Below are 23,163 nucleotides of genomic sequence, written 5' to 3' on the forward strand. Positions count from 1 at the left end.
GTGATGAGCGATCCGATCATTATTCAAACGCGCAACGTTTCGCGTCTCTATCCGGGCGTCACCGCGTTGGATAGCGTGTGTTATCAAGTGTTTCGCAACCAGGTCAACGTGCTGATCGGCGAGAATGGCGCCGGCAAGTCGACCATGATGAAGCTGCTGGCGGGGGTGGAAACCCCGTCCTCCGGCACTATCGAGCTGGAGGGGAAAGCGGTGACGTTAACCTCCACGCAGCAGGCGGAGCGGCTCGGGATCAGCATTATTTTTCAGGAGCTGAACCTGTTCCCCAACATGTCGGTCATGGACAACATTTTTATGGCCAACGAGTTCTTCCAGCGCGGCCGTATCAATGTGGACTATCAGTATCAGCTGGCCAAATCCTTGCTGCAGCGGCTGGAGTTGGATATCGATCCGCATACGCCGTTGGGCAGCCTCGGTATCGGTCATCAGCAGCTGGTTGAAATTGCCCGTGCCCTGGCGAAGGACACCCGGGTGCTGATCATGGATGAGCCGACGTCGGCGCTGAGTCAGGCCGAAGTGCGCACGCTGTTTCGGGTGATCGCCGATCTGAAAAAACGCGGCGTCACCATCATCTACATTTCTCACCGACTGGAAGAGCTGATGGAAATTGGCGATCGCATCACGGTATTTCGCGATGGGCGTTTTGTTGCCGCCGAACCGGTCAGTAACGTCAGCATTCCGTGGATCATCGAAAAGATGGTGGGGGAAAAGAGCAAGCACTTTGATTATTGCGCGGCAGAACAAGGGGATGAAGTGCTGAAGGTCGAACAGCTGACGCTGCCGCGTGAAAACGGCGGCTATTGCCTTAACGACGTCAGTTTTTCACTGCGCAAAGGGGAAGTGATCGGCATTTATGGCCTGTTGGGAGCCGGCCGTACCGAACTGTTCAAAGTGCTCAACGGCGTGATGCGTCAGACGGCAGGTCGCATTTTGCTCAATGGCAAAAGCGTGGAGCGGCTGGGATTCCGTCAACGCATGGCGTTGGGCATGGCGCTGGTGCCGGAAGACAGGCAGGCGGAGGGGTTGGTGCAGATGATGTCGATCAAGGCCAACATGACCCTGGCCAGCCTGGGACGTAATGCGCTACGGCCGTTGGCGTCGGCCGGGGAGTGTGCGTTGGTCGATGGCATGATCGAAAAACTGGCGATCAAGGTCAGTGACCGGGAGCTGCCAATTACTAGCCTGAGCGGCGGCAATCAGCAGAAAGTGGTGTTGGGCAAGGCGCTGCTGACCGGGCCGCAGGTGGTGTTTCTTGATGAGCCGACGCGCGGAATTGACGTCGGTGCCAAAACGGACGTTTACCACCTGATTGGTGCGATGGCGCGCCAGGGGCTGGCGGTGATGTTCTCTTCGTCGGAGCTGGATGAGGTGGTCTCACTGGCCGACCGGGTGATGGTGATGGCGGACGGGCAGCTGACGGCCGATCTGCCGCGTGAACGGGCCGATCGCGAAACGCTGATCCGCGCCTCAACCCCTCATGCATAAGGATAAGGCAATGCAAACCAAGTATCGGTTGTATATGTATTTGCTGCAGGCGCGCACCTTCATCGCCCTGTTGCTGGTGGTGCTGTTCTTCAGCAGCATGGTGCCGAATTTTCTGACCGTCTCCAATCTGCTGATCATGACGCAGCACGTGGCGATTACCGGGTTGCTGGCGGTTGGCATGACGCTGGTGATCCTCACCGGCGGCATCGACTTGTCGGTCGGCGCGGTGGCGGGCTTGTGCGGGATGATTGCCGGTGCGCTATTGACCGTCGGTATCCCGCTGTGGGAGGGCAATCGGCTGTTTCTCAACGTTTTTGAAGTGATCGGCGCGGTGGCGCTGTTGGGCGTGTTGTTGGGTTTGATCAACGGCACGCTGATCACGCGGTTCGGCGTTGCGCCATTCATCTGCACCCTGGGGGCGATGTACGTGGCGCGTGGGGCGGCGTTGCTGACGGCGGACGGCAAAACCTATCCCAATCTGGTGGGCATGGAAGCGCTGGGCAACACCGGTTTCGCTGCCCTGGGGTCTGGTACCTTCCTGGGAATTTACAACCCGATTTGGCTGATGTTGGCCATCGTGTTGTTGGGGATCTATCTCACTAAGAAAACGCCGCTGGGCCGTTATATCTATGCCATTGGCGGCAATGAGCCGGCGGCGCGGCTGTCGGGGGTGCCGATCGTCAAAGTGAAAATGTTCGTCTATGCGTTTTCCGGGCTGTGTGCGGCGCTGGTGGGGCTGGTCATCGCTTCACAATTGCAAACCGCGCACCCGATGACCGGCAATATGTTCGAGATGGACGCCATCGGCGCGACGGTGCTGGGCGGTACGGCGCTCAGCGGTGGTCGCGGCAGGGTATTCGGTTCGATCATCGGCGCCTTTGTGATCGTTTTTCTGGCGGACGGCTTGGTGATGATGGGCGTCAGCGAATTCTGGCAAATGGTGATTAAAGGGCTGGTGATCGTCACCGCCGTGGTGATTGACCAGTTCCAGCAGCGTTTGCAGAGCAAGGTCATTTTGATGCAGCGCCAGGAAAAAAAAGCGGTGCAGCCGCTGGCTGAGGTGAGCCATGGCTAAAGCGGATTGCATTGTCGCGTTGGACGAGGGCACCAGCAACGCCAAGGCCGTGGTGGTGGATGCGCAGGGTACGATCGTCGCCAGAGCCAGCAGGCCACTGACGTTGCAGACGCCGCAGCCCGGTTGGGTGGAGCAACGGGGTGAGACCTTGCTGGCGGCCTCTTTGGCGGTGTTGCGGGAGGCTATTGCGTTGGCCGGATCATCCCGCATTGCCGGTATCGCCATCAGCAACCAGCGTGAAACCGCCATCGGCTGGCGGCGTTCCAACGGCCAGCCTATTGGGCCAGCCTTAACTTGGCAATGCGCGCGTTCCGCCGATTTCTGCGAACGGCTGCGGTGCGATCGGCAGGAGGAAGCAGTGCGTCGCGCCACCGGTTTGCCGCTTTCACCGTTGTTCTCGGCGTCGAAAATGCGCTGGTTGCTCGATCACTGCGAAGAGGGACAACGGCTGGCGGAGAACGGCGAGCTGTGCCTGGGCACCATCGATGCCTGGCTGCTGTGGCAGTTGAGCGGAGGACAGGCATTCGGTTGCGATATCTCCAACGCCGCTCGCACTCAGCTGCTGAACCTTGTTTCCGGCGATTGGGACGAGCAGATGCTGGCGCTGTTCAATATTCCCCGTCAGGCGCTGCCGACGATCCATCCCTCCAGCCATCTGTTCGGTACGACGTTGGGATTGGACGGCATTGCCGACGGCATTCCAATTGCTGCGATGGTAGGGGATTCGCATGCGGCGCTTTATGGCCATGCGCTGGGTCAGGCTGGGCAGGTCAAAGCCACCTATGGCACCGGATCATCGGTGATGGCGCCAATCGCCGACGCGCAATGCGATACGAGCGCTCTGGCAACGACCATCGCTTGGCATGACGGTGGACGCATGCAGTACGCACTGGAGGGCAATATTCCCCACACCGGCGACGCTATCGCCTGGATGCTGGATATCGCCGCCATGCCGTCGGAGGACGAAGCGCCGTTGAGTGAACTGCCTGTTCGCGTGCCCGACAGCGGTGGCGTCTATTTTGTACCTGCGCTGACCGGTGCCGGCGCACCCTGGTGGGATGAGCAGGCGCGCGGCGTGGTTTGCGGGCTCAGCCGCGGCACGCGGCGAGAACATTTGGTGCGGGCCGCTTTTGAATCGGTGGCTTATCAAATCGCCGATGTGATCGGCGTACTGCGGCAACAACCGGGTTTTGCGCTGCAGGGGCTGATGGCCGATGGCGGCCCCAGCCGCAATGACTGGCTGATGCAGTTTCAGGCCGATCTGCTGGGTTGCCCGGTGTGGCGCAGCAACACGGCGGAACTGTCGGCCCTGGGGGCGGCGTTGATGGCGATGCGCAGCCTGTGGGGCGCTACCGATCGGCAACTGGCGGCACTGTTGCCTCAACATGATGAGTTTAAACCCGATATGCAGCGCCACCACCAGCTGCAGGAAAACTACAGCGCGTGGCGGCAGGCGGTACAGCGCACCTTGTGGCGGCCGCAGACGGCCTCATTGATAACAGGAGAACAATCATGAATCGTGACTTCACGGGGAAAACCGTGGTGATTACCGGCGCATGCCGCGGCATTGGCGCCGGTATCGCCGAGCATTTCGCCAGTTTGGGTGCCAATCTGGCGATCGCATCGAATGCGGAGCGCATTCTGACCGCGGCGGAAACGCTGCGCCAGCGTTATCGGGTGGCGGTGCTGCCGGTCATCCTCGACGTTACCGATGAAGCACAGGTAGTTGATTTTTATCGTCAGGTCTGGGAGCGATTTGGCGCGATCGACGTTTCTATTCAGAACGCCGGGGTGATCACTATCGATCGTTTTGACCAGATGCCCAAAAGCGATTTTGAGAAAGTGTTGGCGGTAAATACTACGGCGGTCTGGCTCTGTTGCCGGGAGGCGGCTAAATATATGGTCGGCCAGCGCAAGGGGCGCCTGATCAACACCTCTTCCGGCCAGGGGCGTAACGGGTTTATTTACACACCGCATTACGCCGCCAGCAAAATGGGGGTGATCGGCATTACGCAGAGTTTAGCGCTTGAGCTGGCGCCACATGGCATCACCGTCAATGCATTCTGCCCCGGCATCATTGAAAGCGAGATGTGGGAATATAACGACCGCGTTTGGGGAGAAATTCTCAGCGGCCCGGAAAAAACTTACGGCAAAGGGGAGTTGATGGCCGAGTGGGTGGCGGGTATTCCGCTCAAGCGTGCCGGGCAACCCGAAGATGTGGCGGGTCTCGTGGCCTTCCTTGCCTCAGATGATGCCGATTATATCACCGGCCAAACCATCAATGTGGATGGCGGGTTAATCATGTCTTAACGTGACGATGTCACAAAAAGCGCGGCGTCGGATCGGCGCCGCATCAATCGCTTACATTTTCCCGCCATTGCAATCCACACGGTTGCCCCCATATCCTTATAAATTCGACGTTTTGAGAAGCTTTCTCATCAATTTGTTCGCTAAAGCCGTTTACTGCCGAATATGCCAGCAGATATGTGGTTTTATCGTGCCGCAGGGTTTCCCTGCCGCAGCGGGAAATGCTAACTTAAGGGTTAGGGACGCCACGTTTTGGCATCGTTCATCCGATTCACTCGGCATCGCGGGAAAGAATGTGAAATATTTGCTGATTTTTTTGTTGGTTCTGGTGATCTTCGTGATTTCCGTCACTTTGGGTGCGCATAACGATCAGGTGGTCAATTTTAACTATCTGGTTGCGCAGGGCGATTATCGCGTATCGACCCTGTTGGCCACGCTGTTTGGCGCCGGCTTCGTTCTCGGTTGGATCATTTGCGGCCTGTTCTACCTGCGCACGCGCATTGCGCTGGGCCGCGCCGAGCGCAAGATCAAAAGGCTGGAGCTGCAGCTTGAGCAGCCCGCTGAACCGGCGGCTCAGGCCGTTGTCAGCAAGGAATAACCCTCTATGTTAGAACTGCTGTTTCTGTTGCTGCCCGTGGCTGCCGCGTACGGTTGGTACATGGGGCGCAGAAGCGCTCAGCAGGATAAACAGCAAGAAGCCAACCGCCTGTCGCGCGAATACGTGGCAGGGGTGAACTTTCTGCTTTCCAACCAGCAGGACAAGGCGGTCGATCTGTTCCTCGACATGTTGAAAGAGGACAGCAACACCGTTGAAGCCCACCTGACGCTGGGTAACCTGTTCCGTTCGCGCGGTGAAGTCGACCGCGCCATCCGCATCCATCAGGCTTTGATGGAAAGCGCTTCCCTGACCTTCGAACAGCGCCTGCTGGCGGTACAGCAGCTGGGCCGCGACTATATGGCGGCCGGGCTGTACGATCGCGCGGAAGACATGTTCAGCCAGTTGACTGACGAAGCGGATTTCCGCGTATCGGCGCTGCAGCAGTTGCTGGTGATCCATCAGGCCACCAGCGATTGGCAGAAAGCCATCGACGTGGCGGAAAAGCTGGTCAAGCTGGGCAAAGAGAAACAGCGCGTCGAGATTGCGCATTTCTACTGTGAGCTGGCATTGCAGGCGATGGGCAGTGACGATCTCGATCGGGCGATGAGCTTACTTAAGCGTGCGGACGCGGCCGATAAACAGTGTGCACGAGTATCCATCATGTTCGGGCGCATCTACATGGCGCAAAACGACTACGCCAAAGCGGCAGAGTCGCTGCAGCGCGTACTGAGCCAGGACAAAGAATTGGTCAGCGAAACGCTGCCGATGCTGCAGGAATGCTACACGCATCTGCCGGAACAACAGCACAACTGGGCTGAATTCCTTAAGCGCTGCGTAGAAGAAAACACCGGCGCTACCGCCGATCTGATGTTGGCCGAGATCATCGAGCAGCACGAAGGGCGCGACGTGGTGCAGGTCTATATCAACCGTCAGCTACAGCGTCATCCTACTATGCGGGTGTTTTATCGGTTGATGGATTATCACCTGGCGGACGCCGAAGACGGCCGTGCGAAAGAGAGTCTGCTGTTGTTGCGCGATATGGTCGGCGAGCAAATTCGCACCAAGCCGCGTTACCGCTGCCACAAGTGCGGATTTACCGCACACTCGCTCTATTGGCATTGTCCGTCGTGCCGCGCCTGGTCATCGGTCAAACCGATCCGCGGTCTGGACGGACAATAACGCGGCGGCGCGACAAAATAAAACGGGGCGATTCATCGCCCCGTTTTTCTACGTTCATCGCTTACTTTTTCTTGCCGCCTTTGGCGCCGGTTTTCAACAGCTGACGCAGTTTCTTCAGCTCTTTCTGGCTCAGCGGCTGTTCAATCTCTTCTTCGGTGCTTTGATTGTCGATCTCGCCGTGGTGCAGCTCATCCGCCTTTTTGGTCGGTTTTTCTGCCTTGGCGGCGGGGGCGCTGAAGCTGCTTTCCAGGCGCTGGCACACTTCCACGCTCAATGAAAACTCGTTTTCAGCGGCGGCGGCGCGGATTTTTTCCTTCAGTGCCAGAGGAATTTTAATGGTAAGTGTCGATATCTCGCTCATTTTGAAAGCCTTTCTGCAGGAAGATGCCTTCAAGCTAAGCCACTGGCGATCGGGTGTCTAGTGTGTAATAAAAATTTAATATTTTTGTAACAGTGTAAGGCGAGCAAGATGCGGTTTTTTCAGGCGGGAAACAGAGGCAGGGCCCGAGCGAGCGGGCCCTGTACGGAAACATTATTTGTAGATGACCGCGGTGCCGCTCAGCATGTTGTTACCACCGGCGGAGATGATGCGGTAGCTGCTGGCGCCCTGGGCATCCGCTTTAGCGGCCAGTTTTTTCTCCAGGCTGCTGAGGGTGGTCGCATGACCTGCGGAAACGACGCCGGTGGCGGTCAGGCTATCGGCCTGCTGGCTGCTGATCGGCTCAGCGGCGAAAGTGGCGAAAGAGGTCAGTGCGATAGCGGCAGCGGCTGCAAAATATTTGATGGTTTTCATAGGTGACTCCAGTCTGTTTATTTAGGAAGGAAGCCATTCGCTTCCGATGTGGTGAATAATAAAGCATCTTGGCCGATTGAAAATCTGATAATGCTGAGTAATTTATTCAAAATATTTGATTGATAATTTACGCATCTTTACGGCGTTTTACGCTGCGTGGTTTATCGCTGGCGCGCTTTCGTTGACGCGCCATGACAAAGGTGAGAGGTAACATGACAGAGCGCCGGTGCGCGCTGCGGCTGGGATTTCTGGCCCCCGGCATGTAGAATGCGGCGGTCAGTTTCGCGGGTGAGTCCCTGATTATGTCTATTTTACAGAAGGTAGAAGAAATGAAGTCTAAAAATAACGCTAATAACAATGACTTAAAATCATCTCCAATCGTTGTGGCGTTAGATTACGCCGATAAGAATGCCGCGCTGGCGTTCGCCGACCGTATCGATCCGCAAGACTGCCGGCTGAAAGTGGGCAAAGAAATGTTCACGCTGTTCGGGCCGCAGCTGGTGCGCGATCTGCACGGGCGTGGCTTCGACGTATTTCTTGACCTGAAATTCCACGATATTCCCAATACCACCGCGCATGCGGTCGCGGCGGCGGCCGAGCTGGGCGTTTGGATGGTCAACGTCCACGCCAGCGGCGGCGCGCGCATGATGACCGCCGCTAAAGAAGCGCTGACGTCATTCGGGGCGGATGCGCCGCTGCTGATCGCCGTGACGGTGCTCACCAGTATGGAAGCGGAAGACCTGCGCGGCATTGGTATCGAAGCCAGCCCGGCGGAACACGCCGAGCGCCTGGCGCGCCTGACCCGCGACTGCGGGCTGGACGGCGTGGTGTGTTCGGCTCATGAAGCGCAGCGCCTGAAGGCCGCCTGCGGGCAGGCTTTCCAGCTGGTGACGCCGGGGATCCGCCCTGAAGGCAGCGCGGCGGGCGATCAGCGCCGCATTATGACGCCAGTGCAGGCGCAGGCCGCTGGCGTGGACTACATGGTGATTGGGCGTCCGATCACCCAATCTGCGGATCCGGCCGCGACGCTGCGCGCGATCCGCGCCTCTTTGGCCTGAGGAACCGCCGATGAATGACGATAACAGCCGCCTGGTGTATTCCACGGACACCGGCCGCATCAAGCAGGAAGACGTTAAACCGCAACGCGCCAAGGGCGACGGCATCGTGCGCATCCAGCGTCAGACTAGCGGCCGCAAGGGGAAGGGCGTGTGCCTGATTACCGGCGTCGATCTGGATGACGCTGCGCTCGACAAACTGGCGGCCGAACTGAAAAAGAAATGCGGCTGCGGCGGTTCGGTGAAAGACGGGATCATCGAGATCCAGGGCGATAAACGCGATCTGCTCAAACAGCTACTGGAAGCCAAAGGCATGAAGGTCAAACTGGCGGGCGGTTGAGGCGAATCGCCATGCCGCAGTGCAATGCTGCGGCATGGCTTGAGGCTGTTGCTGCCGGGAGTTAGCCCGTTAACGGCGAAAGAACCATAGACTTAAAGTAAAGCAGACCTGAAATCATCGTTATTCTGGTTAATACGTCAAAGCGCCTCGGCGCTTTTGCCCGCCTGTCGGCAGAGGAACATCGGAAAGGTTATTTGCCAACCTGGTGACCGATGATGCCCCCTACCGCAGCCCCACCCAGCGTGCCCAACGCGCTGCCGTCTGTCAGCACTGCGCCGCCGACTGCACCGGCGCCGGCGCCGATAGCGGTGTTGCGATCGCGTTTGGACATGTTGGAACAGGCGCTCAGTGAAAACGCCAGAGTCAGAGCCAGAGCGGCGGTGGCGAAACGTTTATTGATAATCATCATAATGACTTCTCCTTAGCATTGGCTATATGGAAGTGCCCTCTAAGTATAGGCGCTAACCATAAATCAGGCCTGCTGTTGATTCCCGTACAGTATCGATATAAAAAATGGCACTTTTTGTTAACGGCCGAATAATTAGCAGGTTACGGCCCAAAAGTGACCGAAACTGAGTATAGGTTTCTCTGAAAGGATAAACAGGTAAATAGTCTTAAAATCCCGTTGTACAAGGGAAACGGCGCGCGGCGTGGCCCGCGCGACGCGAGAGGTGCGGTGGCGGCCCGCGTTATTCGTTGACCAGCTCCACCTGTACGCCCTGGCGTTTCAGCTGATGCTGATACTCCAGCGCCAGGCGTGAATCGGTGATCACTCGGCTGATTTGCCCCGGCTGCGCCAGCGGGTTGGGTTGGATCTGGCCGAATTTGCTGGAGTCCGTCAGCACGATATTCTCCACGCCCTTGGCCAGCACCGCGCTGACCACGTCGGCGCGCATCATGTCGCGGCCGGTAAAGCCGGTTTCGGCCTGAAAGCCGTCAATGCCGATAAACGCCTTGTTGAAATGCACCTGCTGGATGCACAGCCGTGTGAGCGGGCCGACCACGGTCTCGCTTTTCTTCTGATACATGCCGCCGAGGACAATCACGTCGCAGTCGGTTTCTTTCAGCAGGTTGGCGATATAGTGGCTGACGGTGATCAGCGTAATACGCTTGCGTTCGGCGATGTAGCGCGCCAGCAGGGCGTTGGCGCTGCCGCTCTCGATGAAGATCGTCTCACCGTCGTTGACCTGCGCCGCGGCGTACTGTGCCAATCGTTGTTTGAGGGTGAAATTGGACATCATGCGAGCGTCGACGTCGTCGCTTTCCAACGCCACGGCGGAACCGTGTACGCGCTTCAAATAACTGCGTTTTTCCAGCAGGTTGAGATCCTGCCGGATGGTGACTTCCGATACGCCCGAGGCCCGCGCCAGCTCATTGACGCTGATCCGCCGGCGATCGTTAACCAACTGCAATATGGTCTGTTGTCGTAAATTCATATCGGCCTGATGATGCGGCCGCCAAGGCGCGGCCGCTAAGAGTCAAAGGTTTAAAGAGTATGTTCTGTGCGCGCAATAATATCATCCTGCGCCTCAGGGGATAATGCGGTAAAGAAAGCGGAATAGCCAGCTACGCGAACCACTAAATCACGATATTGGTCAGGGTGTTGCTTCGCCGCCAGCAGCGTTTCGCGCGACACGATGTTGTACTGCACATGCCAACCGCGATAGCTCTCGAAGAAGGTGCGCAACATCAGCATCAGCTTTTCCCGATCGCGCGGGTTGTCCAGCGTCGCCGGATTCAGCTTCTGATTGAGCAGCACGCCGCCAAGGATCGCCTCGGTTGGCAACTTGGCGAGCGAATTGAACACCGCCGTTGGCCCCAGGTGGTCGGTGCCGGACGCCGGGCTGGCGCCTTCCGCCAGAGGCTGGTGCGCCTTGCGCCCATCCGGCGTGGCCAGGGTGGCGGCGCCGAAGGGCACGTTGGCCGAAATCGACGAGGTGCCGGCGTAGTAGCCGCCGCCGATCGGCCCGCGGCCGAAGCGGGTGTTGCGGTACTGTTTCAGTTCTTCGATGTAGGTTTGGTAGGCGCGCACCAGCAGCCGATCGACCTCGTCCACATCGTTGCCGTATTTGGGCGCGGCGTTGAGCAGCCGCTGACGCAGCTGTTCGCCATTCAGTCCGGCGAAGTCTTCGGCCAGCGCGGCCGCCAGCTGCTGCTGGCCGATTGCCCCTTGGTCGAACACCAGTTTGCGCACCGCCGCCAGGCTGTTGCCCAGGTTGGCGATGCCGACCTGCAGGCCGGAAACCCAGTCGTATTTGGCGCCGCCTTGCTTGATGCTTTTGCCGCGTTCAATGCAGTCATCCACCAGCGCGGAGCAGAGGATATCGTGGGCGTTCTCCTCCAGCACGCTGTCCACCACGCACTCGATCTCGATCGACTTGCGCGTGTAGTAGCGAATTTGCCGATCCCAGGCGGTTAAGACCTGTTCGAAATCGGCGAAGTTTCCTTTGGACAGCGCCTGTTCTTGCGGCAGGAAGATCTGCCCGGAGGTGGCGTCGCGGCCTTGTTCCAGCGCCGCCAGCAGCACGCGGGCGAAGTTGATGAAGCTCATGCCGGTGCAGCGATAACCCCATTTGCCGCCGACGGCGGTCTCGATACAGCCGATGGCGGCGTAGTCGTAAGCGTCCTGCGGCTCGACCCCCAGCTTGATGAACTCGGGAATGACGATTTCGTCGTTATTGAATGCCGGCATGCCGAAGCCGCAGCGGATCACCTGTACGCAGGCGTCGAGGAAATCGGCGCTCATCCCGGCGTGGTAACGCACGCTGAGGTTGGGCTGGGTGGAACGCAGGCGGCCGCAGGATTCGAGAATGGCGTAGGACAGCGGATTGACCGCGTCACACGGCCGCCCATCGACCCGTTTTTGCCCGCCGATGGTGACGTTTTGGTACAGCGGGCTGCCGGCGGAGGCCTTGGAGTGCGAGCCGGAGCGGATCTTGTTGATCTCCAGCAGCTTCAGCCAGCAGCTGTGCAGCAGCTCGATGGCGTCTTCCCGCGCCAGGTTTTGCTCCAGCTCCACGTCGCGCCGATACCAGGGATAAAGATATTGGTCGAGGCGACCGAAGGAAACCGAATGGCCGTTGGATTCGATCTGCAACGTCAGCTGGATGAAGTAGCACAGTTGCAGCGCCTGCCAGAAGGTTTGCGGCGGGCGATGGGCGATCAGGTCGCAGTTGTCTGCGATAGCCAGCAGCTCGGTGCGACGCCAGTCGCGGGTTTCGCGTTGCGCCATATCGCGCGCCAGGCGTGCGAAGCGTAGGATGTGCTCACTCAGCGCCGTCAGCACGATATCGATAGCGTTGAGAAACTGCGCTTTGTGCAGATCTTCCCACTCGGTCAGGCGCAGGCGGCTGCGGCGCGCGTTCACTTTTTCGCGCAGGCCGTCGAGGCCATGTTCCAGTAGCAGCGGGAAGTTGACCGCCAGATGGGCGTCGCCAGAGGTCATGTTGCCCTCGGCCTTGATGATGCCGGTGGCCAGCAGCGCCTTTTGTTCGTCGGTGAACATGCCGTAGCAGCGATCCTGCACCGTTTGGCCGCGCCACCATGGGCACAGACGGTGCAAAATCGCCTTATTCTCTTCGCTGACCGAGAAGCCGGCACCCGGCCGGTCTGCCAACTGGTCTATCTCGTTTTCTATCCAGCCGACGGTGTATTCGGGGAAGATCGGCGCGGCGCGCAGCTCGCTGGCCTGGTTGCCGACGATCAGCTCGTCGTTGGCGATCCAGATGCTGCGCTTCGCCAGGTGGTTGGCCAGCGCCAGCGCACGGCGCACCGGCAGCGGCCGATCCTGATGCTGCTGATAGGCCTCGGTATAGTGCTGCGCGCGTTCGGTGCACACCGGCGGTTTGACGATGTGGATCAGCGCGTTCTTATGCGCCTGAATACGGGCGCTGAGGGTGGTCAAATCCAATGTGGTCATGGCGTTATCCTCGCAAAATGGCGGTCAGGCCTTTGGCGCCGGCGTACGTTTCGGCGAAGGCCAGCAGATCGGGCGCGTCCAGCGGTGTGCGGGCGGCGCGGTAGGGTTCGCCGAGCAGGTGATACTTGTTGATGCCCAGCGTGTGGTACGGCAGAAAGTGGATCTCCGATACGCCGATCTCGTCGGCGGCGAAGTCGACAATCGCGCGGACAGAGTGGCGATCGGCATTGAAATCGGGGATCAGCGGTACGCGCACGGTCATTGGCACGCCGTGCGCCGCCAGCCGGCGAAAATTGTTCATCACCCGGCGGGCCGAGCCGCCGGTCCAGGTTTTGAAACGCGCTTCATCGGTGTGTTTGAGATCGGCCAACAGCAGATCCAGCCAGGGCAACGAAGGGGCGATGTAATGCCACGGCACGTGCAGACAGGATTCGACGGCGGTGTGGATGCCGGCTTCGCGACCGCGCCGCAGCAGCTCCGCCGCGACCTCCGGCTGCATAAAGGGTTCGCCGCCGGACAGCGTTAAACCGCCGCCGCTGCGCAGGTAGAAAGGCTTATCCCGCATCACCTCGGCCATGATATCGTCGGGGTTGACCACGCTGCCGCACAGGCTGAGCGCGCCGGTTGGGCAGGCGGCGGCCAGCGCCGCGTAGTCGTCTGCGCTGATGACGTCGCGCCGCAGCGTCAGTGCGCCCTCGTCACGTAGCAGGTCTTGTGGGCAGCGCTCGGTGCACAGCGTACAGCCGCTCAGACACAGGCGCTCGTCAAACAGCAGATCCGCGTGGCGCGAGCGGCTTTCCGGGTTCTGACACCAGCGGCAGCTCAGCGGGCACCCTTTTAAAAAGACCACGCTGCGGATGCCGGGGCCATCATGGGTCGAGTAGCGCTGCAGATTGAAGAACATGAATCACCCGTTTGGTGTTGCTGAATCTTTCGCCATTAAAGATCTTTCGAATGAAAGTTGAATTGATTTTGATCAAAAGTTGACGGGGTTTTTGCCCTATGATGATCAGAGTTTGAATCCGCCCACAGAACATGACACAGGAGTCCGTGATGGAGCTTTATCTCGATACCGCCGATGTGACCGCGGTAAAACGCCTGGCGCGCATTCTGCCGCTGCACGGCGTCACCACCAACCCGAGCATCGTGGCGAAGGAAGGCAAGCCGATCTGGGAAGTGCTGCCCGCGCTGCGCGACGCCCTTGGCGGCACCGGCAAGCTATTCGCGCAGGTGATGGCGGCCGATGCGGAGCGCATGGTGGCGGAGGCGTCGCTGCTCAGCCAGCGGGTACCGGGGCTGGTGGTGAAGATCCCGGCAACCGCGGAGGGATTGGCGGCGATCAAGAAGCTTAAAACGATGTCCATCCCGACGCTGGGCACCGCGGTGTACGGTGCCGGGCAGGGGCTGTTGGCCGCCTTGGCCGGGGCGGAATATGTGGCGCCTTACGTCAATCGGGTTGACGCGCAGGGCGGCGACGGTATTGAAATGGTGCACGAGCTGCAGCAGCTGCTGAGCCTGCACGCGCCGTCGGCGCAGGTGCTGGCCGCCAGCTTCAAAACGCCGCGCCAGGCGCTGGAATGCCTGCTGGCGGGCTGCCAGGCCATCACGCTGCCGGTGGATGTGGCGGAGCAGTTCCTCAGTGCGCCGGCGGTGCAGGCCGCGGTCGAGAAGTTCGAGCAGGATTGGCAGGGGGCGTTCGGCTCAACGCTGTTAGGCTAAAGCCAGTAAAAAGGGCGCCGCGGCGCCCTTGCTTGATGCTCGGTTCGCTTAGCCGCGGCCGGTCTCCTCTCGCAGCGCGGCGCCGACCTCGTGCGTCGTCGGCTGTTCGGAACGCAGCGCCCGGCGGATCGCGAAGAAGGCGGCAATCAGCATGGTTACCGCCACCAGCATAAAGAACCCGCACAGCGCGGCGTTGATCTGGTTGCTGAACACGATGGTTTCCATGTCTTTCAAAGACTTGGCCGGCGCAATGATCGTGCCTTGCTCGATGCCGGTGGAGAACTTCTTCGCCTGCGCCAGGAAGCCGATGCTCGGTTTTTCGTGGAAGATCTTCTGCCAGCCGGCGGTCATGGAGGTCACGAACAGCCAGGCGGTCGGTAAAATGGTGACCCAAGCGTAGCGCTGTTTTTTCATCTTGAACAGCACCACGGTGCCGAGGATTAGCGCCATCGACGCCAGCATCTGGTTGCCGATACCGAACAGCGGCCACAGGGTATTGATGCCGCCGAGCGGATCGACCACGCCCTGATACACGAAGAAACCCCAGCCGGCCACCGCCACCGTGGTGCCCGCCAGGTTGCCGAACCAGGAGCGGTTGTTGGCCAACTGCGGTACCGCCACGCCCACCAAATCCTGCACCATAAAGCGACAGGCGCGGGTACCGGCGTCGACGGCGGTCAGGATGAACAGCGCTTCGAACAGAATGGCGAAGTGGTACCAGAAGGCCATCATCGCCCGGCTGTTGAACACCTCGCTGATGATGTGCGCCATGCCCACGGCGAAGGTCGGGGCGCCGCCGGCGCGCGACAGGATGGAGTTCTCGCCCACCTCTTTGGCGATCAGCGCCAGCGTTTCCGGCGTGACGATAAAGCCCCAGCTGTTGATCACCTGCGAAGCATTTTCCACCGTGGTGCCGATCAGTGCCGCCGGCGAGTTCATGGCGAAGTAAACGCCCGGATCCAGCACCGAGGCACAGATCAGCGCCATGATGGCGACGAAAGACTCCATCAGCATGGCACCGTAGCCAATAAAGCGAATGTGGCTTTCGCGTTCCACCAGCTTGGGCGTGGTGCCGCTGGAGACCAGCGCGTGGAAGCCGGAAATGGCGCCGCAGGCGATGGTGATGAACAGGAACGGGAACAGGGCGCCGGCGAACACCGGGCCGCTGCCGTCGATGAAGCGCGAGACCGCCGGCATTTTCATCTCCGGCATGGCGAAGACGATGCCGATAGCCAGGCCGATGATGACGCCGATTTTCATAAAGGTGGAAAGGTAATCGCGCGGCGCCAGCAGCAGCCACACCGGCAGCACCGAGGCGACGAAGCCGTAGATCACCAGCACCCAGGTCAGGGTGGTGCCGTGCAGCGTGAAGAACGGCCCCCAATAGGGATCTTGCGCCACGTTGCCGCCGTAAACGATCGCCAGCAGCATCAGCACGAAGCCAATCACCGAAATTTCAGCGATTTTGCCCGGCCGGATAAAGCGCATGTAGATGCCCATGAACAGGGCGATCGGGATGGTGGCGGCGATGGTGAACAGCCCCCACGGGCTGTCGGCCAACGCTTTTACCACCACCAGCGCCAGCGCCGACAGGATGATGATCATCACCCCCAGTGCGCCGAGCATGGTGATCACCCCGGCGAACGCGCCCAGCTCTTGCTTGGCCATTTCCCCCAGCGAACGGCCGTCGCGGCGTGTGGAGATGAACAGCACCAGGAAATCCTGCACCGCGCCGGCCAGCATGACGCCGACCAGGATCCAGATGGTTCCCGGCAGGAAGCCCATCTGCGCGGCCAGGATCGGCCCCACCAGCGGCCCGGCACCGGCGATGGCGGCGAAGTGGTGGCCGAACAGCACCCATTTGTTGGTGGGCACGTAGTCCAGGCCGTCGTTGTGACGTTCTGCCGGGGTCAGACGACGGTCATCCAGTTCAAAGACCTTGTCGGCAATGAACCGGCTGTAGAAGCGGTAGGCGATGCTGTAGCAGGCGACGGCGGCGACCACCAGCCAGACGGCGTTGACGTGCTCGCCACGGCTGAGCGCCAGCATGGCGAAAGCGAAGGCGCCGACCAACGCCACCAGCAGCCAGATAAATCCGGACCTGATGTTTTTCATGAAACAACTCCTTGGCGTGCAGAGGTAAAAATCAACGTTGTTATTAGGAATGACGTTTTAACAGTAGAAGTTTTGCCGCCGAACCGCGGCAGGTCGGATGAGAAATGTGAAGCAGGTGGGGTTTTAGTGTAAAAACAACGTGATGAAACCGCGTTGGCGCAGGCTGTCGCCCACACCATCCTGAGCAGTTATTCATTCTGCATTTTCACGGCGCGCACAGCGAATTATCGTCGTTTTTTATCTGGGCACGGTGTCTGGCGGATTATTATTTTATCTGTCGAGGCGTGCCGAAATAAAATTATTCATGCCGTGTTATACCTTTATTTTCACCCGCAGGCTTAATCATTCATCAAATAAATAATAAAGCTACGAAAGGAATTTAATTATGATAAATAAAATCATCGAAGGGTATTTACCGCAGCTCACGGCCATTCGGCACGATATTCATCAGCACCCTGAATTGGGTTTCGAAGAGTTTCGCACCAGCGATCTGGTGGCGGATTATCTGAGTTCGTGGGGCTATGAGGTGCACCGCGGATTGGCGGGCACCGGCGTGGTGGGTACGTTGCGGGTGGGCGACGGCGTTAAACGCCTCGGATTGCGTGCCGATATGGACGCTCTGCCGATCGAAGAGAACAACGGCAAGCCCTGGAGCAGCAGCGTGGCCAACCGCATGCACGCCTGCGGCCATGATGGTCACACCACTATGTTGCTCGGTGCCGCCCGCTATCTGGCGCAAACGCGCAACTTCAACGGCACGCTGCACCTGATTTTCCAACCGGCGGAAGAGATGCTGAACGGCGGCGCGCGCATGGTGGAACAGGGGCTGTTCGAGCGCTTCCCCTGCGACGCCATCTTCGCCATGCACAACATGCCGGGGATGCCGCTCGGCGAGTTCTTCTTCCAACACGGTCCGTTTATGGCCTCGATGGATCAGTTCAACGTGCGGGTGCAGGGGCGTGGCGGCCACGGCGCCATCCCGCAGCTGGCGGTCGATCCGGTGCTGGTGGCTTCGCATATCACTGTCGCCCTACAGAGCATCGTTTCGCGTAATATCGATCCGCTGGAGGCGGCCGTGATCACCGTCGGCAGCATCAAGGCCGGTGAGGCGGCCAACGTGATCCCGGACAGCGCGGAAATGAAGCTCAGCGTACGCTCTCTGGATCGTCAGGCGCGCGCAATCCTGCTGGCGCGCATTCCGGCGCTGATCGAGGCGCAGGCGGCAAGCTTCGGTGCCCACGCGGTGGTGGAGCACGTTAACGGTACGCCGGTGTTGGTCAACGACGAAGCGATGACCCGCTTTGCCCACCGTGTGGCGGAGCAGCAGTTCGGCGCCGCCCGCGCGCACTACGGTGCCCGGCCGCTGATGGGCAGCGAAGATTTCGCCTTCATGCTCGATGCACATCCGCAGGGCTGCTACCTGATCGTTGGCAACGGCGATGGCGAAGGCAGCTGCATGGTGCATAACCCGGGATATGACTTCAATGACGGCTGTCTGGCAGCCGGCAGCCAGTATTGGGGAGCGTTGGCGGAAGCGTATTTAAAATAAACGCGAAAAATAATAACAGGGAAGATAATGATGAGTGAAAATACGGCTGAAACCCAAACGGAAATAATATCGGCCCCGAAGGTCGGTGGCAAAAAGGTCATATTCGCCGCCTCCTTCGGTAATGCGCTGGAGTTTTTCGATTTCGGTATTTATAACTTCTTCGTTATTTATATCAGCGTATTGTTTTTTCCCCCGTCTAGCGATCCGCATCTGGCGTTGCTGTTGGCGTTTGCCACGTTCGGCGTCAGCTTTTTCATGCGGCCGCTGGGCGGCATTCTGATTGGCGCCTATGCCGATCGCTGTGGCCGCAAGCCGGCGATGATCCTGACGATTTCCTTGATGAGCCTGGGCACGGCGATGATCGGCTTTGCGCCGACCTACGCCAGCGCCGGCTATTGGGGAACCGCCACGCTGGTGGCCGCGCGTCTGATCCAGGGCGTAGCGGCGGGCGGCGAGGTGGGGGCGTCGATGTCGTTGCTGGTGGAGTCGGCGCCGCCCCATCGGCGCGGTTTCTATTCCAGCTGGTCACTGGCGACGCAGGGCATCGCCACCGTGGTTGGCGGCGTCACCGCGCTGGCGCTCAGTGCGGCCTTGCCGGTGCTTTCCGGCGAACCGAACGCCATGGCCGAGTGGGGATGGCGCATTCCATTCTTTATCGGCGTGGCGCTGGCGCCGCTCGGTTGCTGGCTGCGTCTCGGGCTGGAAAGCGATCGGCCGTCGGTGGCGCGGGCTCACGAGCCGCCTGCTCAGCTGCGCCAGCACTCGCGGGCGGTAGTGCTCGGTGTGATGCTGACCATCGGCGCCACCGTCGCCACTTACATCTCGATGTATTATCTCGGCACCTACGCGGTGAAATACCTGGGAATGGCGCAGGCCTACGGTTATGCCGCGATGCTATTGGCGGGGCTCATCACCTTCGGCGGCAGTCTGCTGGTCGGGCACTGGTGCGATCGTTACGGCCGTCTGCCGCTGATCCGCGGGTCGCGGATCGCGATTCTGATCGTGGCCCTGCCGGCGTTTTGGTGGCTGAGCGCGGTGCCGCATCCTGCGGTGCTGCTGCTGATCGTCGCGGTGCTGGTCGGGTTGACCACGCTCGGTTCGGTGCCGACCATGTTGATGATTTCGGAGCTGTTCCCGCAGCGCATTCGTGCGCTGGGGTTTGCGTTGGTCTACAGCCTCGGGGTGGCGATCTTCGGCGGCTTCGCCCAGTACATCGCTTCGCAGTCGATCGCGCTGAGCGGTTCGCTGCTGGCGCCCGCCGTCTATCTGATGGTGGCTACGCTGGCTTCGCTGGCGGTGCTGCCATTGCTGCGTGAAACCGGCGGAGAGCCGCTGCGCTAGCCGAAAAAAAACGCCGGCGGTTTTCACCGTCGGCGCTTTGCGTTGCGACCGTTTCAGGCTGGCGTTCAGACCGCCGGGCGGGCGATCACGCTGCGGGTTTCCATGCGCACTTCGGCGATGGTGACCTGCAAGGTATCGCTCTGGCGGTAAACCACTTCGCCTTTAATCTGCACGGTGCCGGTTTCCTGGCTGCACTGCATCTCGTCACGCACCGCGTGAATGAACGGTGCCGGGATGAAGGCAACCGCGCCGTTGTCCAGCAGGCGTACACGCAGGCCGCCACGGGTCACGTCGATGATCTCGGCGTTGAAGCGGGTATCGGTACCGGCCTTGTCCTGCAGGAAGCGGGCGTACAGCCAGTCGCCGACGTCGCGCTCCGCCATGCGGTTCAGGCGGCGGCGTTCCGCCAGCTGCACCGTCACGTCATCCTGCGGTTTTTCCGCCGGCTGCTGGTTGATGATCGCCTTCAGCAGGCGGTGGTTGACCATATCGCCGTATTTACGGATCGGCGATGTCCAGGTGGCGTAAGCCTCCAGACCCAGACCGAAGTGTGGCCCCGGCGTAGTGCTGATCTCGGCGAAGGTCTGGAAGCGACGGATGCGGCTGTCGAGGAACTGGGTCGGCTGCGCATCCAGGTGGCGGCGCAGTTCGCAGAAACCGTCGAGGGTCAGCAGCTTCTCGGCTTCGGCTTCCACGCCGTTGGCCTGCAGCACGGTGACCGCTTGTTCAACCAGCGCTGGATCGAAACCGGTGTGCACGTTGTACACGCCGAAGCCCAGGCGATCGCGCAGCACGATGGCGGCGCAGACGTTGGCGGCGATCATGCACTCTTCAACGATGCGGTTGGCGCTGCGGCGCTGCTCGGTAACGATCTCCAGCACGTCGCCTTTTTCACCCAGCACGAAGCGGTAGTCCGGACGATCTTTGAACACCAGCGCATGCTGGTGGCGCCAGGCATTGCGCGCATCGCAAACGCGCTTCAGCAGGGTGATTTGTTGCGCGATGGCGTCGCTCGGCGGTTGCCAGCCGGCAATGCCGTCCAGCCAGTCGGAGACTTCGTCGTACACCAGTTTGGCTTTGGATTCGATCTCGGCGGCGAAGAACTGAATATCGTCGCCTAGCGCGCCGTCGGCGGCGATGGTCACGCGGCAAGCCAGCACCTGGCGGCGCTCGTTAGGGCGCAGCGAGCACAGGTTGTCCGACAGATCGCGCGGCAGCATCGGGATGTTGAAGCCCGGCAGGTAATTGGTGAAGGCGCGCACGCGGGCGATATCGTCCAGCTTGCTGCCTTGTTCGACGTAGGCAGTCGGATCGGCGATGGCGATGGTCAACTGCAGCGAACCGTCACCGTTGTCGGTCACGTACAGCGCATCGTCCATGTCCTCGGTGCTGGCGCTGTCGATGGTGACGAATTCGAGCGCGGTCAGATCTTCACGCACCAGCGCAGCGTCCGGCTCGCTGAGGGCCTGCATCTCCGGCGCCTCTTTTTCCAGGTTGTGACGCGCCAGCGTCACCCACCACGGGGCGAAATGGTCTTCGCCTTCGGTGATAAAGTGGGTCAGGTCGGCGTTGAAGCCGCGATCGCCTTTCAGCGGATGGCGGCGCATTTCCGCCACCGCCCAGTCGCCGGCCTGGAAATTGTGGGTCAGTTCACGCACCGGGCGGCACGGAATCGCATCTTTCAGCAACGGATGATCGGGCACGATGGACAGGCGATCGTCGCGCTTTTGCACGCGGCCGACAAAGCGCGACAGGAACGGCTCGACCAGGGTTTCCGGCTCGGCGATTTCGCGCTCTTTCTCGGTGTGCAGGGTGGCGATAATGCGATCCCCGTGCATGACTTTCTTCATGTACGGCGGTGGAATGAAGTAGCTTTTTTGACCGTCTACTTCAAGGAAGCCAAAGCCTTTCTCGGTCCCTTTCACGACGCCTTCAACGCGCGGGGTCTGAGAGTGAAGTTGCTGTTTAAGCTGCGCCAGCAGCGGGTTATCTTGAAACATATCGTCCAGTGAATGGGTTGTGAGTGGCAAGATTTGCGGCTGACAGTTTTACGCGAATCACCCGTTGCGAGCAAGCCTAACGTCACGGAACCCCGCGTTGCCGCGCGATTTTGCGCAAGAATGGTCAATCGAAGGGCGAACGATGAAAAACCCCGGCGCGCAGGCCGGGGTGAAGGGCGTGGGACAATCAGTCCCGCAGCGGCGTCGGCTGCAGGATTTCAATCCAGTAATCGTCTGGATCGCGAATGAACGCCACGTAGTTCATGCGGCCTTCATGCAGGCGTTTCTGGAAGGTGACGCCCAGGCGCTCAAACCGCTCGCAGGCGGCGCGCACGTCCGGCACCGTGACGCACAGGTGGCCAAAGCCGCGCGGTTCGCTGTTGCCGTTGTGGTAGTGGAAATCCGCCTGATTTTCGGTGCCGTGGTTATGGGTCAGCTCGAGAATACCCGGCTGGCTCAGCGCCCAGCGTTTGCGTTCGTCGTCATCCTGCGGGATCTGCTCGCGCGGGCTGCGCGTCAGGTAGCAGATGGTGAAAGCGGCTTCTTTGAACTCTTCCAGATAGACCGGGGTAAAGCCCAGTACGCGCGTATAGAAATCCAGCGCTTTGGCCAGATCCTTCACGCGGATCATGGTGTGGTTGAACACGTAACCGTCGGTTACCGCGTCCGGTTGGGCCGCCACGCCGGGCAGCGTCAGTAAATCATTCAGTGGCATCAGTGATCCTCCTCAGGGTGTCGGCAGACTGTAGGTGAAATCGATGCTAATCTAAAGTAATTGTTTTTAACTAAAACACTAACTAAAAGTGAATGATAGATGAAGCTGAGCCAGCTGAAGTTTTTCTGCACCGTGGTGGAACACAAAACCATCGCCGCCGCCGCCCGCGAGCTGCACTGCGTGCCTTCCAACGTCACGCTGCGGCTGCGTGAACTAGAGGAGTCGCTGGGCGGCGAGCTGTTTTTCCGCGACAAGAACCGGCTGTACGTCAATCCCAAAGGGCGGCTGTTCTATCAGCAGGCGCGCGACATCGTGGCGCAGGCGGAGCGCAGCAAGCAGCTGTTCGCCGGCGAGCATCAGCATGGGCTGCTGAACCTCGGGGCGCTGGATTTCTCGCTGGTCAGCCATTTACCGGCGCGTATTGCCAGGCTGCGCCGTTTACAGCCTCATCTGCACATCAACGTACTGAGCCGCGACTCGCTGGTGCTGGAACGCATGCTGATCGACAGCGATCTCGACCTGGCGATCACCGACGGCCCGATTGAGCATCCGTTACTGGCCAGCCAAAAGGCATTCGATGAACGGCTGGTATTGCTGATGCCGGCCGATGTCGGGGAACCCGACGCCGCCACGCTGGTGCCGCTGGAGTTTTACACGTTCAGCCGCGAATGTTCGTTTCGCCTGAAGGTGGATCACTGGCTGGCCTCGCGCGGGCTGAAACCGCGCATGACGCTGGAAATGGAGTCTTATGCCGCGATGGCGGCCTGCGTGCAGGCCGGTTGCGGCGTGGCCTGCGTGCCCGGTTCGTTGCTGCCGCTGATCTTGCCGGCACCAGGGTTGAAGGTGGTGGAAATGGGTGAGGAGGGCGTGAGCGATCTGTACTTCGTCTGGCGACGGCATCAGTTGTCCGACGAGTTGCAGACTATCCTGGAAATATTGGCGCGCCCGGCGTGAA

The 23,163-nt window shown here is 60.0% G+C and carries 21 protein-coding genes; 12 read left to right on the top strand and 9 right to left on the bottom strand.

From position 1 onward, the window contains the following. Positions 1-3: 3 nt before the first annotated feature. The 6 genes from ACJ8J5_RS04770 to lapB all read left to right on the top strand — a co-directional run bounded on the left by ACJ8J5_RS04770 (position 4) and on the right by lapB (position 6,662). A complete protein-coding gene (locus ACJ8J5_RS04770; RefSeq protein WP_197780423.1) occupies positions 4-1,503 on the top strand; it encodes a sugar ABC transporter ATP-binding protein in 1,500 nt (499 codons plus the stop codon). A gap of 10 nt (positions 1,504-1,513) precedes the next feature. Further along, positions 1,514-2,578 carry an ABC transporter permease gene (locus tag ACJ8J5_RS04775; RefSeq protein ID WP_414104448.1) on the top strand — a complete coding sequence of 355 codons (1,065 nt, stop codon included), beginning with the start codon at positions 1,514-1,516 and terminating at the stop codon, positions 2,576-2,578. Then, complete coding sequence (locus ACJ8J5_RS04780) at positions 2,571-4,094, top strand: FGGY family carbohydrate kinase (RefSeq protein ID WP_060433168.1); 1,524 nt, start codon at positions 2,571-2,573, stop codon at positions 4,092-4,094. Before ACJ8J5_RS04775 ends, ACJ8J5_RS04780 begins: the two co-directional genes overlap by 8 nt. Beyond that, positions 4,091-4,888: an SDR family oxidoreductase gene (locus ACJ8J5_RS04785; protein ID WP_060433167.1), complete on the top strand. Its 798-nt coding sequence runs from the start codon at positions 4,091-4,093 to the stop codon at positions 4,886-4,888. Before ACJ8J5_RS04780 ends, ACJ8J5_RS04785 begins: the two co-directional genes overlap by 4 nt. Positions 4,889-5,180: 292 nt before the next feature. Next, positions 5,181-5,483, top strand: coding sequence for a LapA family protein (locus ACJ8J5_RS04790; RefSeq protein ID WP_025303024.1), 303 nt, complete (start codon positions 5,181-5,183; stop codon positions 5,481-5,483). A 6-nt stretch (positions 5,484-5,489) separates the two neighbouring features. After that, positions 5,490-6,662, top strand: a complete 1,173-nt coding sequence (gene lapB / locus ACJ8J5_RS04795; protein ID WP_025303023.1) for a lipopolysaccharide assembly protein LapB — start codon at positions 5,490-5,492, stop codon at positions 6,660-6,662. Positions 6,663-6,723: 61 nt separating this feature from the next. On the opposite strand, the gene ACJ8J5_RS04800 is transcribed toward lapB, so the two are convergent. Together ACJ8J5_RS04800 and bhsA are read right to left on the bottom strand one after the other, a co-directional pair. Then, positions 6,724-7,023: an Arc family DNA-binding protein gene (locus ACJ8J5_RS04800; RefSeq protein ID WP_025303022.1), complete on the bottom strand. Its 300-nt coding sequence runs from the start codon at positions 7,021-7,023 to the stop codon at positions 6,724-6,726. Between the two features lie 171 nt (positions 7,024-7,194). Next, complete coding sequence (gene bhsA / locus ACJ8J5_RS04805) at positions 7,195-7,455, bottom strand: multiple stress resistance protein BhsA (protein WP_025303021.1); 261 nt, start codon at positions 7,453-7,455, stop codon at positions 7,195-7,197. A gap of 329 nt (positions 7,456-7,784) precedes the next feature. Here bhsA and pyrF point away from each other — a divergent pair, with 329 nt between their 5' ends. After that, positions 7,785-8,513 (top strand): orotidine-5'-phosphate decarboxylase, encoded by a 729-nt coding sequence (pyrF, locus tag ACJ8J5_RS04810; protein WP_414104449.1) that lies wholly within the window; start codon positions 7,785-7,787, stop codon positions 8,511-8,513. A 10-nt stretch (positions 8,514-8,523) separates the two neighbouring features. Next, positions 8,524-8,850: a stress response translation initiation inhibitor YciH gene (yciH, locus tag ACJ8J5_RS04815; RefSeq protein ID WP_025303019.1), complete on the top strand. Its 327-nt coding sequence runs from the start codon at positions 8,524-8,526 to the stop codon at positions 8,848-8,850. A 190-nt stretch (positions 8,851-9,040) separates the two neighbouring features. Here yciH and osmB read toward each other — a convergent pair whose 3' ends face one another. The 4 genes from osmB to ACJ8J5_RS04835 form a co-directional block, all read right to left on the bottom strand. Further along, positions 9,041-9,259: an osmotically-inducible lipoprotein OsmB gene (osmB, locus tag ACJ8J5_RS04820; protein ID WP_004945176.1), complete on the bottom strand. Its 219-nt coding sequence runs from the start codon at positions 9,257-9,259 to the stop codon at positions 9,041-9,043. A gap of 280 nt (positions 9,260-9,539) precedes the next feature. Beyond that, positions 9,540-10,286, bottom strand: coding sequence for a DeoR/GlpR family DNA-binding transcription regulator (locus tag ACJ8J5_RS04825; protein ID WP_004930631.1), 747 nt, complete (start codon positions 10,284-10,286; stop codon positions 9,540-9,542). A 50-nt stretch (positions 10,287-10,336) separates the two neighbouring features. Then, complete coding sequence (locus ACJ8J5_RS04830) at positions 10,337-12,769, bottom strand: formate C-acetyltransferase/glycerol dehydratase family glycyl radical enzyme (RefSeq protein WP_414104450.1); 2,433 nt, start codon at positions 12,767-12,769, stop codon at positions 10,337-10,339. A 4-nt stretch (positions 12,770-12,773) separates the two neighbouring features. Continuing rightward, positions 12,774-13,673 carry a glycyl-radical enzyme activating protein gene (locus ACJ8J5_RS04835; protein WP_414104451.1) on the bottom strand — a complete coding sequence of 300 codons (900 nt, stop codon included), beginning with the start codon at positions 13,671-13,673 and terminating at the stop codon, positions 12,774-12,776. A 149-nt stretch (positions 13,674-13,822) separates the two neighbouring features. Between ACJ8J5_RS04835 and fsa the strand changes: the two genes are divergently transcribed. Beyond that, complete coding sequence (gene fsa, locus ACJ8J5_RS04840; protein ID WP_049205488.1) at positions 13,823-14,488, top strand: fructose-6-phosphate aldolase; 666 nt, start codon at positions 13,823-13,825, stop codon at positions 14,486-14,488. 48 nt (positions 14,489-14,536) lie between these two features. Here fsa and ACJ8J5_RS04845 read toward each other — a convergent pair whose 3' ends face one another. Further along, positions 14,537-16,603: a carbon starvation CstA family protein gene (locus ACJ8J5_RS04845; protein WP_025303016.1), complete on the bottom strand. Its 2,067-nt coding sequence runs from the start codon at positions 16,601-16,603 to the stop codon at positions 14,537-14,539. Between the two features lie 385 nt (positions 16,604-16,988). Between ACJ8J5_RS04845 and ACJ8J5_RS04850 the strand changes: the two genes are divergently transcribed. After that, positions 16,989-18,152, top strand: a complete 1,164-nt coding sequence (locus ACJ8J5_RS04850) for a M20 aminoacylase family protein (protein ID WP_197790931.1) — start codon at positions 16,989-16,991, stop codon at positions 18,150-18,152. A gap of 30 nt (positions 18,153-18,182) precedes the next feature. Then, entirely contained in the window at positions 18,183-19,493 is a 1,311-nt protein-coding gene (locus tag ACJ8J5_RS04855; protein WP_060447740.1) for an MFS transporter, read from the top strand. 65 nt (positions 19,494-19,558) lie between these two features. Here ACJ8J5_RS04855 and ACJ8J5_RS04860 read toward each other — a convergent pair whose 3' ends face one another. Continuing rightward, the gene (locus tag ACJ8J5_RS04860; RefSeq protein ID WP_142590324.1) at positions 19,559-21,493 is read right to left on the bottom strand and encodes an exoribonuclease II; all 1,935 of its coding nucleotides are present in this window, start codon (positions 21,491-21,493) and stop codon (positions 19,559-19,561) included. Between the two features lie 187 nt (positions 21,494-21,680). Beyond that, a complete protein-coding gene (gene gloA / locus ACJ8J5_RS04865; RefSeq protein ID WP_025303012.1) occupies positions 21,681-22,208 on the bottom strand; it encodes a lactoylglutathione lyase in 528 nt (175 codons plus the stop codon). A gap of 99 nt (positions 22,209-22,307) precedes the next feature. Between gloA and ACJ8J5_RS04870 the strand changes: the two genes are divergently transcribed. Continuing rightward, positions 22,308-23,162 (top strand): LysR family transcriptional regulator, encoded by an 855-nt coding sequence (locus tag ACJ8J5_RS04870; RefSeq protein WP_049205484.1) that lies wholly within the window; start codon positions 22,308-22,310, stop codon positions 23,160-23,162. Position 23,163 lies beyond the last annotated feature (1 nt).

This window comes from Serratia sp. CY43202 (assembly GCF_052168755.1).
GTDB lineage: Bacteria > Pseudomonadota > Gammaproteobacteria > Enterobacterales > Enterobacteriaceae > Serratia > Serratia bockelmannii.

Coding starts and splice junctions, on each gene's coding strand:
- ACJ8J5_RS04770 (WP_197780423.1), top strand. CDS start 4: ATGAGCGATCCGATCATTATTCAAACGCGCAACGTTTCGCGTCTCTAT.
- ACJ8J5_RS04775 (WP_414104448.1), top strand. CDS start 1,514: ATGCAAACCAAGTATCGGTTGTATATGTATTTGCTGCAGGCGCGCACC.
- ACJ8J5_RS04780 (WP_060433168.1), top strand. CDS start 2,571: ATGGCTAAAGCGGATTGCATTGTCGCGTTGGACGAGGGCACCAGCAAC.
- ACJ8J5_RS04785 (WP_060433167.1), top strand. CDS start 4,091: ATGAATCGTGACTTCACGGGGAAAACCGTGGTGATTACCGGCGCATGC.
- lapB (WP_025303023.1), top strand. CDS start 5,490: ATGTTAGAACTGCTGTTTCTGTTGCTGCCCGTGGCTGCCGCGTACGGT.
- ACJ8J5_RS04800 (WP_025303022.1), bottom strand. CDS start 7,023: ATGAGCGAGATATCGACACTTACCATTAAAATTCCTCTGGCACTGAAG.
- bhsA (WP_025303021.1), bottom strand. CDS start 7,455: ATGAAAACCATCAAATATTTTGCAGCCGCTGCCGCTATCGCACTGACC.
- pyrF (WP_414104449.1), top strand. CDS start 7,785: ATGAAGTCTAAAAATAACGCTAATAACAATGACTTAAAATCATCTCCA.
- yciH (WP_025303019.1), top strand. CDS start 8,524: ATGAATGACGATAACAGCCGCCTGGTGTATTCCACGGACACCGGCCGC.
- osmB (WP_004945176.1), bottom strand. CDS start 9,259: ATGATGATTATCAATAAACGTTTCGCCACCGCCGCTCTGGCTCTGACT.
- ACJ8J5_RS04825 (WP_004930631.1), bottom strand. CDS start 10,286: ATGAATTTACGACAACAGACCATATTGCAGTTGGTTAACGATCGCCGG.
- ACJ8J5_RS04830 (WP_414104450.1), bottom strand. CDS start 12,769: ATGACCACATTGGATTTGACCACCCTCAGCGCCCGTATTCAGGCGCAT.
- ACJ8J5_RS04835 (WP_414104451.1), bottom strand. CDS start 13,673: ATGTTCTTCAATCTGCAGCGCTACTCGACCCATGATGGCCCCGGCATC.
- fsa (WP_049205488.1), top strand. CDS start 13,823: ATGGAGCTTTATCTCGATACCGCCGATGTGACCGCGGTAAAACGCCTG.
- ACJ8J5_RS04845 (WP_025303016.1), bottom strand. CDS start 16,603: ATGAAAAACATCAGGTCCGGATTTATCTGGCTGCTGGTGGCGTTGGTC.
- ACJ8J5_RS04850 (WP_197790931.1), top strand. CDS start 16,989: ATGATAAATAAAATCATCGAAGGGTATTTACCGCAGCTCACGGCCATT.
- ACJ8J5_RS04855 (WP_060447740.1), top strand. CDS start 18,183: ATGAGTGAAAATACGGCTGAAACCCAAACGGAAATAATATCGGCCCCG.
- ACJ8J5_RS04860 (WP_142590324.1), bottom strand. CDS start 21,493: ATGTTTCAAGATAACCCGCTGCTGGCGCAGCTTAAACAGCAACTTCAC.
- gloA (WP_025303012.1), bottom strand. CDS start 22,208: ATGCCACTGAATGATTTACTGACGCTGCCCGGCGTGGCGGCCCAACCG.
- ACJ8J5_RS04870 (WP_049205484.1), top strand. CDS start 22,308: ATGAAGCTGAGCCAGCTGAAGTTTTTCTGCACCGTGGTGGAACACAAA.